A 13918-nucleotide genomic window follows, 5' to 3' on the forward strand; every position below is an offset into this window, starting at 1 on the left:
CCGGAGATCAGGCGGCGCGGCGCCCGCCGGCCTGGTCGCTACGCGTGGCATGCCTGGCCTGCGCCGCAGGGGCGGCGAAACGGTCGGCGGCCTGCGCCGGATAGGACTCGGGGCGAACCACCCGCAGTGGCCGGTCCACCTCGTCGGCCCCGAACCGCCAGCGGGACGGTGTGGGCTGCCGCTGCGGGGCCGGCCCACCGGGGCGCAGCCCGGGCCGGGACAGCAGCACGGTGATCAGGTAGCCGACCACCAGGAAGCCGTGGCTGATCAGCCGTTCCCCGCCCACCGAACCGGTGGCCAGGTCGTTGACCGACAGCAGCAGCAGCGTGCCGACGAACGCGCTGAGCATCGGCAGCAGCCCGGCGGGTGGGCTACGGCGCAGCGCCACGAACAGGAAGCCCGCGCCGACTGCCACGTTCCACGCCGCCGACTCGTGCCACAGGTGCTGGCCGGTGGGGTGCAGGTGGTCGGTGGTCGCCCCCCGGCCCACCTGGGCCAGGCCGAGCACCAGTTGCACCGCGCCGAGCAGCCCGAGCGCCGACCGCAGGCCGGCGACGAGCGGGCCACGTCTGCGCCGCCACCACGACTGATGGGCCGGTGCCGCCGCGGCGGCGGCCAGGATCGCCGCCGTCCGGTCGGGCACCTCAACGACCAATCGGGTACGAACCCGACGGGTCACCGTGGCCGCCGCCGTGAACCAGGCCCGGCACTCGGCGCACCCGTCGAGGTGCCCCTGCACCGCCGTCAGTTCGGCGGCGGTCTCCTCCCCGTCCAGCTGCGCGGACAGGACCTCCCGCCACTGCTCACAACCCATGTATCGGTAGTCGCTCCGGCGGCCGCTCCGGTTCCCGGCGACCGTGACTGGTTGTGGAATACTCGCCGGATCATGACGCGTTACGGCCTGCTGATCCTGCCCGCCACCAACCGGGTGTACGCCCGTGCCGCCGTGGACCTCACCCGCGCCGAGCTGGAGATCTTCGGCCGTTCGGCGCTGGACGGCCGGATCGGCGAGCTGGACACCGAGGTCGTCGGCGGAGCGTCCTACGTCACCTTCAGTGGCGACGGGCTGACCGCACGGGACCTGGCCGTCCTGGGCAATCTCTCCGCCGGGTACGCGCTCTTCGAGATCGTCGGTGAGCTGCTGCGGCCGATCGAGTGGAGCCGCCTGGACCGCTACGACGACGATCTGCTCACCATCCAGAAGTACCCGGGCAAGACCAACGAGCAGTTCACCAAGCTGCTGCTCAACGTCACTCTGCTCGCCTCGGACTGGGCCACCGAGATGACCAGCCGCCGGTTTCGGGTGCTCGACCCGCTCTGTGGTCGGGGCACCACCCTCAACCAGGCGCTGATGTACGGCTTCGACGCCGCCGGGATCGAGCGCGACCAGAAGGACGTCGAGGCGTACCGGGCGTTCATCACCACCTGGCTGAAGCAGAAGCGGATCAAGCACCGGGTGCTGGAGTCGGGGCCGGTGCGGCGGGAGCGCAAGGTGGTCGGCCGACGGGTGCGGATCGAGCTGGCGCCGACCCGCGAGGAGCACAAGGCCGGCCAGACGCAGTTGCTGGACGTGGTCAACGCCGACACCGCCCGGTCGGCGGAGTTCTTCCGCCCGGAGACCGTGGACCTGGTCGTCGCCGACGCGCCGTACGGCGTGCAGCACGGCAGTCGTACCGCTGGGCAGGGGTTGGCCCGCGACCCGCTGGCGTTGCTAGCGGACGCCGCGCCGGTCTGGGCCCGGTTGTTGCGCCCCGGCGGTGCGCTCGGGATCTCCTGGAACACCCACGTCGCCAGCCGGGACGACGCGGCGGCGGCGTTGGCCGACGCCGGCCTGAGCGTTGTCGACGCCGAGCCCTACCGCGCGCTGCGGCACCGGGTGGACCAGTCGATCATGCGGGACGTGTTGGTGGCCCGCCGCCCGGCCTGAACGGCCTCGCACCTGCGCCCTCGCCGCGCCACGCGCCACCCGTCCGGGTCGCGCATGGTCGCTGTCGCGTGTCCTTTGCTCTGCACCCGCCGAGGCGCCAGCTACCGACAGTGACTGTCGCCTCCGCGGGTGCAGAGCAAAGGGCCGACAACCGGTTGTGAACCCGCGGGGCGCCAGAGGGTTTGTGCCGTATTTCACCTGTTCAGTGGGCAGGTGTGAAAACCACGTCAAGAAAAGGTTCGCCCCCGTCATGGTCGCGTTATGACCCCTGCCGTCCGGCGGGTGGTGGGGCTTTGATTGCCCGGCGCGACCGGAAGGCGGTCGCGACGAACCTTTCCGGCTGAGGAGTCAGCGTGTCTGACGTGGTGTTCGTGGTCCTGACGGTGGCGCTGTTCGCGGTGCTCGCCCTGGTGGTCCGGGCGGTGGAGAAGCTGTGAACGCGGTAAACGCCGTCGGTCTGGTGCTCGCGGTCGTCCTGGGCGCGTTCCTGGTGTTCGCCCTGCTGTTTCCGGAGCGCTTCTGATGACCATGACAACAGCGGGCGTCATCTTCGTGTTGACGCTGGTGGCGGCCCTCGTCGCCGTCTACAAGCCGTTCGGCGACTACATGTTCCGGGCGGTCTCCGGCACGAAGCAGTCGCGGGTCGAGCGGGGCATCTTCCGACTGGTCGGGGTCAACCCGGCCGCCGAGCAGACCTGGGGCGTGTACGCCCGCAGCGTGCTGGCGTTCTCCGCGGTTTCGATCCTGTTCCTGTACCTGTTCCAGCGGGTGCAGAACCACCTGTGGCTGTCGCTGGGCCTCGACCCGGTGGTGCCGCACGGCGCGTGGAACACGGCAGTGTCGTTCGTGACCAACACCAACTGGCAGTGGTACTCGGGTGAGTCGACGATGGGCCACCTGGTGCAGATGGCCGGGCTGGCTGTGCAGAACTTCGCCTCGGCGGCGGTCGGCATCGCGGTGGCGGTCGCGCTGGTACGCGGCTTCGCCCGCAGCCGCACCGGGCAACTCGGCAATTTCTGGGTCGACCTGACCCGGATCGTGCTGCGGATCCTGCTGCCGATCGCCGTGCTCGGCGCCATCGTGTTGATGATCGGCGGGGTGGTGCAGAACCTGTCCGCCGGCACCGACGTGAGCACGCTGACCGGCGGCACCCAGACCATCACCGGTGGTCCGGTCGCCAGCCAGGAAGTGATCAAGGAGCTGGGCACCAACGGCGGCGGCTTCTACAACGTCAACAGCGCCCACCCGTTCGAGAACCCCACCACCTGGACGAACTGGCTGGAGATCTTCCTGCTCCTGCTGATCCCGTTCAGCCTGCCCCGGGTCTTCGGCAGGATGGTCGGGCAGAACCGGCAGGGCTACGCCATCGCCGCGGTGATGGGCATCCTCGCGTTCCTCAGCGTCGCCATCACCAACATCTTCGAGCTGACCGGTCACGGCACTGTGCCGCAGGCGGTCGGTGCGGCGATGGAGGGCAAGGAGGTGCGGTTCGACGTGTCGAACTCGGCCACCTTCGCCGCCGCCACCACGCTCACCTCGACCGGTGCGGTGAACTCGTTCCACGACTCGTTCACCTCCCTCGGCGGCATGATGACGATGGTCAACATGATGCTCGGCGAGGTCGCGCCGGGCGGAACCGGTTCGGGGCTGTACGGCCTGCTCATCCTCGCGGTGATCACGGTGTTCGTGGCCGGGCTGATGGTGGGCCGCACCCCGGAGTACCTGGGCAAGAAGATCAGCTCGCGCGAGATCAAGTTCGCCTCGCTCTACTTCCTGATCACGCCGATCCTGGTGCTCGTCGGTACGGCGGCGGCGTTCGGCACCGGCAACAACTCCACGGCCCTCAACGTCGGCCCGCACGGCCTCTCCGAGGTGCTGTACGCGTTCACGTCGGCCAGCAACAACAACGGTTCCGCCTTCGCCGGCATCACGGTCAACACCACCTGGTGGAACACCGCCCTCGGGTTGTGCATGCTGCTGGGCCGGTTCCTGCCGATCATCTTCGTGCTCGCGTTGGCCGGCTCGCTGGCCCGCCAGGCACCCACCCCCGCGTCCGAGGGCACCCTGCCGACCCACCGACCGCTGTTCATCGGCATGGTCGTCGGCGTCACAGTGGTCCTCGTCGCGCTGACCTTCCTGCCCGCGCTCGCGCTCGGCCCGCTGGCAGAGGGGCTCTGACCATCATGAGGAACGAGGACATGTCCGTCACGTCCGCCCCAACAGAGCAACTCCCCGGCACACCCGCCACCCAGGGCAACCGGATCGGCGGGGGCCTGCTCGACCCCAAGCAGTTGATCCGGTCCCTGCCGGACGCGGTACGCAAGCTCAACCCCACCACGCTGTGGCGCAACCCGGTGATGCTGATCGTGGAGGTCGGCGCGGCCTTCACCACCGTCCTGGCGGTGATCGACCCGTCGGTGTTCGCCTGGGCGATCACCATCTGGCTCTGGCTGACGGTGGTCTTCGCCAACCTGGCCGAGGCGGTCGCCGAAGGCCGGGGCAAGGCCCAGGCCGCGACCCTGCGGCAGGCGAAGAAGGACACCATCGCCACCCGGCTGATCGACTGGAAGCCGGGCGCGCGGGCCAACACCTACCGTGACGAGGCGGTGCCCGCGCCGGAACTGCGTCAGGGCGACGTCGTGCTCGTCGAGGCGGGCGGCATCATCCCCGGCGACGGCGACATCGTCGAGGGCATCGCCAGCGTCGACGAGTCGGCGATCACCGGCGAGTCGGCCCCGGTCATCCGGGAGTCCGGCGGCGACCGCAGCGCGGTCACCGGCGGCACCAAGGTGCTCTCCGACCGGATCATCGTGCAGATCACCCAGAAGCCGGGGGAGAGCTTCATCGACCGGATGATCGCCCTGGTCGAGGGTGCCAACCGGCAGAAGACGCCGAACGAGATCGCGCTGAACATCCTGCTGGCGGCGCTCACTGTCATCTTCCTGCTGGCAGTGGTCACCCTCCAGCCGCTGGCCATCTTCTCCAAGGCGTACCAGGCGGCCGCGCCGGACAGCGGCGCGATCACCGACTCCGGTGTCACCGGCGTGGTGCTGATCTCGCTGCTGGTCTGCCTGATCCCCACCACCATCGGCGCGCTGCTCTCCGCCATCGGCATCGCCGGCATGGACCGGCTGGTGCAACGCAACGTGCTGGCCATGAGCGGTCGGGCCGTCGAGGCGGCCGGTGACGTCAACACCCTGCTGCTGGACAAGACCGGCACCATCACGCTGGGCAACCGGCAGGCCGCCGAGTTCGTACCTGTCGAGGGGGTCGACGCCGCGACAGTGGCCGACGCCGCGCAGCTGTCCAGCCTGGCCGACGAGACCCCGGAGGGGCGCTCGGTGGTGGTGCTGGCGAAGAACGAGTTCGGACTGCGCGAGCGTGAGCCCGGCGTGATGCCGCACGCCACCTTCGTACCGTTCACCGCGCAGACCCGGATGAGCGGCGTCGACCTCACCCCGGACGGCAGCGTGGACGGCGGCGCGGTGGGCACGGCCCGCCGGGTCCGCAAGGGCGCCGCCGCCGCGGTGATGAAGTGGGTACGGGAGAACGGCGGCCACCCGACCGAGCAGGTCGGCGAGATCGTGGACGGGATCAGCAGCACCGGCGGTACCCCGCTTGTGGTCGCCGAGCACGTCGACGGTGAGCCGGCCCGCGCGCTGGGCGTCATCCACCTCAAGGACGTGGTCAAGTCCGGCATGCGGGAGCGGTTCGACGAGATGCGCCGGATGGGCATCCGGACCGTGATGATCACCGGCGACAACCCGCGTACCGCGAAGGCGATCGCCGACGAGGCCGGGGTGGACGACTTCCTGGCCGAGGCCACGCCCGAGGACAAGCTCGCGCTGATCAAGCGGGAGCAGGAGGGTGGCCGGCTGGTCGCGATGACCGGCGACGGCACCAACGACGCGCCGGCGCTCGCCCAGGCGGACGTCGGGGTGGCGATGAACACTGGTACGTCGGCCGCCAAGGAGGCCGGCAACATGGTCGACCTCGACTCCGACCCGACCAAGCTGATCGAGATCGTGGAGATCGGCAAGCAGTTGCTGATCACCCGTGGCGCGCTGACCACGTTCAGCATCGCCAACGACATCGCGAAGTACTTCGCGATCATCCCGGCCATGTTCGCCGGCCTCTACCCGAGCCTGGACGCGCTGAACATCATGCGGTTGTCCAGCCCGGAGTCGGCGATCCTGTCCGCTGTCATCTTCAACGCCCTGGTGATCATCGCGCTGATCCCGCTCGCCCTGCGGGGCGTGCGGTACCGGCCGGCCGCCGCGTCGAAGCTGCTCAGCCGCAACCTGCTGGTGTACGGGCTGGGCGGCATCATCGTGCCGTTCATCGGGATCAAGCTCATCGACCTGCTCATCCAGTTCATCCCGGGGATTTCGTGATGCGCCTACCCACCTGGATCGCCCAACACCTCGCCGCGCTGCGCGCCGTACTCGTCTTCACGGTGCTGCTCGGCCTGGTCTACCCGCTGGCCCTGGTAGCGGTTGGTCAGCTGCCCGGCCTCAACCACAAGACCGACGGCTCGTTGATCTCCTCGGGCGGGACGACTGTCGGCAGCGGCCTGATCGGCCAGTCCTTCACCGATGCGGACGGCAACCCCGTCGCCCGGTACTTCCAGTCCCGCCCCTCCGCCGCCGGCGACGGCTACGACCCGACCTCCACCTCGGCCAGCAACCTGGGCCCGGAGAGCGTCGTCGACACCATCGCCACCGACCCGGAGGAGTCCAGCGAGAGCCTGCTCACCCAGGTGTGCGGGCGCAGCAAGTCGGTCGGCGAACTCAACAGCGTCGACGGCCGACGTCCGTACTGCACCGACGACGGGGTGGGTGCCGTGCTCGCGGTCTTCCGCGCCAACGGTCTGACCGGCCCGGTCACCCGGGTGGTCAGCGTCAACCAGGCCGCCCCGGCCATGCCGTTCGTCTCCTCGTACGAGGGGGTGTCGGTGGAGCCGGCCCAGCCCGGCGAGGACTACGTGGCAGCCGGCGGGGTGGTCACCCCGATCCGGGGCGACGCGCCCGCCGACCCGGCGGTGCCCGCCGACGCGGTCACCGCCAGCGCCAGCGGTCTCGACCCGCAGATCAGCCCGGCGTACGCCGAGTTGCAGGTGAACCGGGTCGCGCGGGAGCGCGGCGCGGACCCGGCGGCGGTCCGCAAGCTGGTCAAGGAGCACACCAGCGGGCGTGGGCTGGGCTTCATGGGTGAGCCCGGCGTCAACGTGCTGGAGCTCAACCTCGCCCTCGACAAGCAGTTCGCCGCACGCTGAGCACCATCGCGGGCGGGGCCGTGCCGACCGGGCGCGGCCCCGCCCGCCGATCTGACCAGGGAGGATGGTCCCCGTGCCACGCGGAGAACTGCGCATCTATCTCGGGGCCGCCCCCGGCGTCGGCAAGACGTACGCCATGTTGGAGGAGGCCCAGCGGCGGGCCGCGCGCGGCACCGACGTGGTGATCGGTTTCGTGGAGACCCACGGCCGCCAGCACACCGCCGCGATGCTCGCTGACCTGGAGCAGGTGCCCCGCCGCACGATGGAGTACCGGGGCGTCGAGTTCACCGAGATGGACCTGGACGCGGTGCTGGCCCGCCGGCCGGAGATCGCTGTGGTCGACGAGTTGGCGCACACGAACGTGCCCGGTTCCCGGCACGAGAAGCGCTGGCAGGACGTCCAGGAGTTGCTCGACGCCGGGATCGACGTGTTGTCCACCGTCAACGTGCAGCACCTGGAGTCGGTCAACGACGTCGTCGCGCAGATCACCGGCACCACCCAGCGGGAGACCGTGCCGGACGAGATCGTCCGCGCCGCCGAGCAGGTCGAGCTTGTCGACATGACCCCGGAGGCGCTGCGCCGGCGGATGGCGCACGGCAACATCTACCGACCCGACAAGATCGACGCCGCGTTGGGCAACTACTTCCGGGTCGGCAACCTCACCGCGCTCCGCGAGCTGGCGCTGCTCTGGCTGGCCGACAAGGTCGACGAGCAGCTCGACCGGTACCGCAGCCAGCAGGGCATCGCGGCCACCTGGGAGGCCCGGGAACGGGTCGTGGTCGCGCTGACCGGTGGCCCGGAGGGCGAGACGCTGATCCGCCGAGCGGCCCGGGTCGCGGCCCGCAGCAAGGGCGCCGACCTGCTCGCCGTGCATGTGGCCCGCAGCGACGGCCTGGCCGGCGCCGACCCGGCCCAACTGGCCCGGCAACGGGTGCTGGTGGAGAGCCTGGGTGGCACGTACCACCAGGTGCTCGGCACCGATGTGCCGGCCGCGCTGCTCGACTTCGCCCAGGGTGTCAACGCCACCCAGTTGGTGCTCGGCGCCAGCCGGCGGGGCCGCTTCGCGCAGATCTTCTCCCGGGGTGTCGGGGTGACCACCACCGCGCTCTCCGGGGCGATCGACGTGCACCTGGTCACCCACAAGGAGGCCGGAAAGGGCCGCCGGGCGGCGGCCGTGCCGGCGGCGCTGTCCCGACGCCGCCGGTTGCTCGGCTTCGGCCTGGCCGTGCTGGGCATGCCGCTGCTCACAGTGCTGCTGAAGGCCCTGCCCGACCTGACGCTGACGAACGACATCCTGCTGTTCCTCGCCGGGGTCGTCGGTGTCGCGCTGGTCGGTGGCGTGTGGCCCGCCCTGGTCGCCGCGCTCGGCGGATCGCTGCTGCTCAACTGGTTCTTCACCCCGCCCTTCCGCACGCTGACCATCGCCGAGGCGGACAACCTGCTCGCCCTGGCCGTCTTCGTCGGGGTGGCGTTGGCGGTGAGCTGGATCGTCGACGTGGCGGCCCGGCGTACCCGGGAGGCGGCGCGGGCCGCCGCCGACGCGCAGACCCTCGCCGCCGTCGCCGGTGGTGTGCTGCGCGGCGAACGTCCCCTGCCCGCCCTGCTGGATCAGCTCCGGGAGACCTTCGGGCTGCGCGCGGTGAGCGTGCTGGAGTTGGCCGAGGAGGCCAGCGGGCGCCCGGAGCGGGCCCGCGAGGAGCATGCCTGGTCTGTCGTGGCCAGCGTCGGCGACCAGCCGCCCTGCACACCCGAAAGCGGTGAGACCGCGGTACCGGTCGACGACCGGATCACAGTCGTCCTCTGCGGACGACGCTTGGAGGCCGCCGACCGGCGGATCGTCGAGGCGTTCGCCGCCCAGGCCGCCGTCGCGCTGCGCCAGGAACGGCTCGCCGAGGAGGCCGCCACGGCCCGGCCCCTCGCCGCCGCCGACCGGATGCGCACCGCGCTGCTCGCCGCGGTCAGCCACGACCTGCGTACGCCGTTGGCGTCCGCGAAGGCGGCCGTGACCAGCCTGCGCAGCCACGACATCGAGTTCGACGAGTCCGACCGCGAGGAGTTGCTGGAGACCGCGGAGGAGTCACTGGACCGCCTCGCCCGGCTGGTCGGCAACCTGCTGGACATGAGCCGGCTCCAGGCGGGTGTCCTGGGCATCTCGGCGACCGCGATCGGCCTGGAGGACGCCGTACCCCTGGCGTTGGACGAACTTGGCCCGGCGGCAGCGACCGTCGGCACGGACATCCCGGCCGACCTGCCCGCCGCCACCGCCGACCCGGGCCTGCTGGAACGGGTGCTGGTCAACATCGTCGCCAACGCGCTGCGGTACAGCCCGCCCGGTCAGCCACCCACGATCACCGCCAGCGCCCACGCCGGCCAGGTCGAGCTGCGGGTCATCGACAGGGGGCCGGGCATCCCGGAGGACCAGTGGGAGCACGTCTTCCTGCCGTTCCAGCGCCTCGGTGACCGGGACAACCAGACCGGCGTCGGCCTCGGGCTTGCCCTGTCCCGGGGGTTGGCCGAGGCGATGGGTGGCAGCATCACCCCGGAGACCACCCCCGGTGGTGGGCTCACCATGGTGCTGCGGCTGCCGGCCGCGCCGACCGTCTCGGAGGGGTCGCAAGAATGACGCGCATCCTGGTCGTCGACGACGAACCGCAGATCCTGCGTGCCCTGCGCATCAACCTGCGGGCCCGCCGGTACGACGTGGACGTCGCCGACACCGGGGCCGCCGCGTTGAAGGCCGCAGCCAGCCACCCGCCCGACCTTGTCGTGCTGGATCTCGGCCTGCCCGACATCGACGGCGTGGAGGTGATCCGGGGCCTGCGCGGCTGGACCACCGTGCCGATCATCGTGCTCTCCGGTCGGGCCGGCAGCGAGGACAAGGTCGCGGCGCTCGACGCGGGCGCTGACGACTACGTCACCAAGCCGTTCGGGGTGGAGGAACTGCTGGCCCGCATCCGCGCGGTGACCCGCCGCCTCGGCGGGCCCAGCGAGGCGGCGCCGGCACTGCGGATCGGTCAGCACACGGTCGACCTGGCCGACCACAGCGTGCGGAAGGACGACGGCACCGAGGTCAAGCTGACCCCCATCCAGTGGAGCGTGCTGGAGAAGCTGCTGCGTCACCCCGGCAAGCTGATCAGCCAACGTCAGCTCCTCCAGGACGTGTGGGGGCCGGAATACCAGAACGAGACGAACTACCTGCGGCAGTACCTGGCCCAGCTGCGGCGCAAGCTGGAAGACGACCCGGCCCGCCCCCGGCACCTGATCACCGAGCCGGGAATGGGCTACCGTTACCGGCCGTGACCCGTTGACACCCGCCGGCAGAGATTGAAGAATTTCTGTTTGCAGCGGCAGCGGCGTGCTTCTGTACCGTCCCCTCCACCGGTGACCCCCCGGGAGCCCCGCCGTGTCTCTGCACCTGTCCCGTCGTCGGCTGTTGACCGTCGGCGGCGCCGGCCTCGTCCTGGCCGGTCTCGACGGCCCGTTCCGGGCCGACCCCGCCCGAGCGGCCGTCACCACCGTCGACCTGGTCGTCTACGGCGCCACCTCCGGCGGGCTGGCCGCCGCGATCACCATGCGCCGACTCGGCCGCACCGCTGTGGTGGTGGAACCCACCAGCCACGTCGGTGGGTTGAGCACCGCCGGGCTGGGCGCCACCGACACCGGCGTCCAGGCGTCCATCGGCGGGCTGGCCGCCGAGTTCTACCGCCGGGTGTACGTGAAGTACCACGGCGGAACCCTCACGCCGACGTCGCCGCTGCGGATGACCTTCGAACCGCACGTCGCCACCACCGTCTTCGCCGAGATGCTGGCCGAGGCGGACGTTCCGGTGGTCGTCGACGCCCGGCTGAGCGGCATCGGCCGCACCGGCAACCGGATCACCGAGCTGCGTACCGAGGACGGGTCGATCTACCGGGGCGGGATGTTCGTCGACGCCACCTACGAGGGCGACCTGCTGGCCATGGCCGGGGTGGGGTTCACCGTCGGGCGGGAGTCCAACGACACCTACGGCGAGACGATCAACGGGGTGCAGTCGCGCAACACCCACCAGTTCGCCTACCCCGTCGACCCGTACGTCACGGCCGGCTCGCCCGCCAGTGGCCTGCTGCCGGGCATCTCCACCACCCCACTCGCCCCGCCGGGCAGCGGCGACGACCGGATCCAGGCGTACTGCTTTCGGATGTGCCTGACCCAGTCGGCCAACCGGATCCCGTTCGGCAAGCCGCCCGGTTACGACCCGATCCGGTACGAGCTGCTGCTGCGGCACATCCAGGCCGGTTACGCCGGACCGTACTTCACCACCCACTCGATCGGCGGCGGCAAGACCGACTCCAACAACAACGGTGCCGTGTCGACCGACAACATCGGCTTCAACTACGCGTACCCGACGGCGAGCTGGGCGGCCCGGGAGAGCATCATCGCCGAACACCGCACCTACCAGCAGGGCCTGATGTGGTTCCTGGCCAACGACCCCCGACTGCCGGCATCGGTACGCGACTCGACCGCCCGGTGGGGGCTGCCGGTGGACGAGTTCACCAGCACTGACGGCTGGCCACCGATGCTCTACATCCGCGAGGCACGCCGGATGGTCTCCGCGTACGTGATGACCGAGGCCGACTGTCGGGGCCGGGTACGCGCCACCGACTCGGTGGGCCTGGCCAGCTACACGATGGACTCGCACAACTGTCAGCGGGTGGTGGTCAACGGCCGGGTCCGCAACGAGGGGGACGTGCAGATCGGCGTGCCGGCGCCGTACCCGGTGAGCTACCGGGCGATCGTGCCGCACCAGGCGCAGTGCGCCAACCTGCTGGTGCCGGTCTGTCTCTCGGCGAGCCACATCGCGTACGGCTCGATCCGGATGGAACCCGTGTTCATGATCCTCGGGCAGGCGGCGGCCACCGCGGCGTCCCTGGCGCTCACCGGGAACCTCGCCGTGCAGGCGGTCCCTGTGCCCGCCCTTCAGACCCGGCTGCGCCAGGACGGCGGGGTGCTGGAATGGGGCTCCAGCGGCGAGGTGATCCTGGACAACGCGGCGACCGCCGGGATCACCCGGGCCGGGACGTGGGTGCGCAGCAGCAGCACCGGCGGCTACTACGGTCCGGACTACGAGCACGACGGCAACGTCGGCAAGGGGGTCAACCGGCTGCGGTTCCGCCCGTCGCTGCCCACCGCCGGTTCCTGGACGGTGCAGCTGCGCTGGACCGCGCATGCGAACCGGGCGACAAACGTGCCGGTGGACATCGAGCACGCCGACGGGCTGATCACCAAGACGGTCGACCAGCGGCAGGCCGGCGGCCAGTGGGTGCCGCTTGGCACCTATCCGTTCACGGCGGGCACCGGCGGCAGCGTGCTGATCCGTACCGAGGACACCAACGGATACGTGGTAGCCGACGCGGTCCGGCTCGTCCCCGCCTGAACGACGCGAGGCGCCGGGTCGACCCGGTCGAGTGGCGGCGCCACCAGCAGCGGGTCGACCTGGATCCGGTCGATGCCGAGCGGGCGCAGCATGCCCCGCAGCGCGGACTCGCACAGCTCCTCCCAGGGCTGGTCGACGCCCATCGCGGCGACCAGCAGCTCCGGTCGGGTGAAGGCGATGCCCACCCGTTGCCCCTGCGGCGAACGGCCGGTCCGCACCGTCCGCACCAGCCGTCCCGGCAGGTCGCGCACCGGAACGGCGAAGATTATCGGGGCCTCGTCCATTGTCGGGTCGGTCCTTTCCGCACGTGTCGCGAGAGCGGCGGTCACCGGCGGCGCCGCCAGGGCACTGGTCAACGGCTGAATCGTTCGAGGTCGCGGGCGAAGCGGCGAATCGTCGCGGCCCGTGCCCAGGTCGGCGCGGGCACAGCGACGACCGGCACGGCCGCACGGGTCACGCAGTACCGGGTGACGTGGCCACGGGACCGGCCGAACCGGCCGCGATCCGGGCTGCCGACGACCAAGAGGTCGGATTCCCGGTGCGCGTGGTCGACCAGCACCTGCCCGGCGTACCCCTGGGTCGCCACCAGCCGCACTGTCACGTCCCGGGGCAGGCCACCGAGCGCCGCGTCGAAGACGCCGCGCAGGTAGGCCAGGGCCGCCCGGTCGCACTCGTCCTGCCACCGCCAGGTCAGGGTGCCGGGCCGCCACGTCGGCGCGAAGACCCAGGCGCGGACGGCGTCCAGTTGCGCGCCGTCGCGGCGGGCCAGTTCCATCGCCCGGCGCAGCGCCTGCATCCCGGCGAACGAGCGGTCGACTCCCACCACGATCCGGTGGGCACCGGCGCGGCGGTTCATGCGGCGGACCCCACCCACGCCGGGGCGACCTTCGGGGTACGCGGGTCGGCCGGCGTGGTCAGGTCGAGCGCGCGCAGGATGTAGTTGGCCTCCGCCACCTCCACCCCGGCGCGCAGGCGCAGGTCGGCCACGGCGCGGTGCAGCACGGTGATGCTGTCGGCGGAGAGGCGGACCACGGCGTCGACGTCGGCGGCGATCCACCACGCCGCGACCGCGCACGGTTCGTGCCGCAGGTACTCCACCAGGTGACTACCGGGCGCGGACGGGCCGAGCCGGACGCTGACCAGCGCCTCGTGCCGCCGCTCCGGCTCGTCCGCTCTGGTCGCGGGCTCGCCGGGGTCGCTGGCCGTGTCGGTGCGGGGTGGCGGCTCGCCGCGTTCCCAGCGTGTCATCCGCCAAGGACTCATGGACCCATCGTCACCACCGCGCGACGACGGAGCATCACTC

General features: G+C 71.2%; 12 protein-coding genes. 8 read left to right on the forward strand and 4 right to left on the reverse strand.

Annotated elements, in window-relative coordinates; translation table 11 throughout:
- Positions 1-7: 7 nt before the first annotated feature.
- Complete coding sequence (locus tag IW249_RS12125) at positions 8-814, reverse strand: zf-HC2 domain-containing protein (protein WP_196920812.1); 807 nt, start codon at positions 812-814, stop codon at positions 8-10.
- 72 nt (positions 815-886) lie between these two features.
- Between IW249_RS12125 and IW249_RS12130 the strand changes: the two genes are divergently transcribed.
- The 8 genes from IW249_RS12130 to IW249_RS12165 all read left to right on the forward strand — a co-directional run bounded on the left by IW249_RS12130 (position 887) and on the right by IW249_RS12165 (position 12615).
- Complete coding sequence (locus IW249_RS12130; RefSeq protein ID WP_196920813.1) at positions 887-1927, forward strand: TRM11 family SAM-dependent methyltransferase; 1041 nt, start codon at positions 887-889, stop codon at positions 1925-1927.
- A 433-nt stretch (positions 1928-2360) separates the two neighbouring features.
- On the forward strand, positions 2361-2450 hold the full coding sequence (kdpF, locus tag IW249_RS34225) for a K(+)-transporting ATPase subunit F (protein ID WP_036410889.1): 90 nt from the start codon (positions 2361-2363) through the stop codon (positions 2448-2450).
- Positions 2450-4105, forward strand: a complete 1656-nt coding sequence (kdpA, locus tag IW249_RS12140; protein WP_196920814.1) for a potassium-transporting ATPase subunit KdpA — start codon at positions 2450-2452, stop codon at positions 4103-4105. The genes kdpF and kdpA overlap by 1 nt, the downstream gene beginning before the upstream one ends.
- A gap of 20 nt (positions 4106-4125) precedes the next feature.
- Complete coding sequence (gene kdpB, locus IW249_RS12145; RefSeq protein WP_196920815.1) at positions 4126-6321, forward strand: potassium-transporting ATPase subunit KdpB; 2196 nt, start codon at positions 4126-4128, stop codon at positions 6319-6321.
- Complete coding sequence (locus IW249_RS12150) at positions 6321-7202, forward strand: potassium-transporting ATPase subunit C (protein ID WP_196920816.1); 882 nt, start codon at positions 6321-6323, stop codon at positions 7200-7202. The genes kdpB and IW249_RS12150 overlap by 1 nt, the downstream gene beginning before the upstream one ends.
- Positions 7203-7275: 73 nt before the next feature.
- Entirely contained in the window at positions 7276-9825 is a 2550-nt protein-coding gene (locus tag IW249_RS12155) for a sensor histidine kinase (protein WP_196920817.1), read from the forward strand.
- Positions 9822-10502, forward strand: coding sequence for a response regulator (locus IW249_RS12160; RefSeq protein WP_196920818.1), 681 nt, complete (start codon positions 9822-9824; stop codon positions 10500-10502). The genes IW249_RS12155 and IW249_RS12160 overlap by 4 nt, the downstream gene beginning before the upstream one ends.
- Positions 10503-10605: 103 nt before the next feature.
- Positions 10606-12615, forward strand: coding sequence for an FAD-dependent oxidoreductase (locus IW249_RS12165; protein WP_196920819.1), 2010 nt, complete (start codon positions 10606-10608; stop codon positions 12613-12615).
- Here the strand turns inward: IW249_RS12165 and IW249_RS12170 are convergent.
- Genes IW249_RS12170 through IW249_RS12180 form a run of 3 tightly spaced genes read right to left on the reverse strand, consistent with a single transcriptional unit; the run spans position 12516 to position 13878 of the window.
- A complete protein-coding gene (locus IW249_RS12170) occupies positions 12516-12971 on the reverse strand; it encodes an SAV_915 family protein (protein ID WP_196920820.1) in 456 nt (151 codons plus the stop codon). The genes IW249_RS12165 and IW249_RS12170 overlap by 100 nt on opposite strands.
- Positions 12968-13471: a universal stress protein gene (locus IW249_RS12175; RefSeq protein ID WP_196920821.1), complete on the reverse strand. Its 504-nt coding sequence runs from the start codon at positions 13469-13471 to the stop codon at positions 12968-12970. The genes IW249_RS12170 and IW249_RS12175 overlap by 4 nt, the downstream gene beginning before the upstream one ends.
- Positions 13468-13878, reverse strand: coding sequence for a hypothetical protein (locus IW249_RS12180; RefSeq protein ID WP_196920822.1), 411 nt, complete (start codon positions 13876-13878; stop codon positions 13468-13470). Before IW249_RS12180 ends, IW249_RS12175 begins: the two co-directional genes overlap by 4 nt.
- Positions 13879-13918 lie beyond the last annotated feature (40 nt).

This window comes from Micromonospora vinacea, from assembly GCF_015751785.1.
GTDB classification, from domain to species: Bacteria; Actinomycetota; Actinomycetes; order Mycobacteriales; family Micromonosporaceae; genus Micromonospora; species Micromonospora vinacea.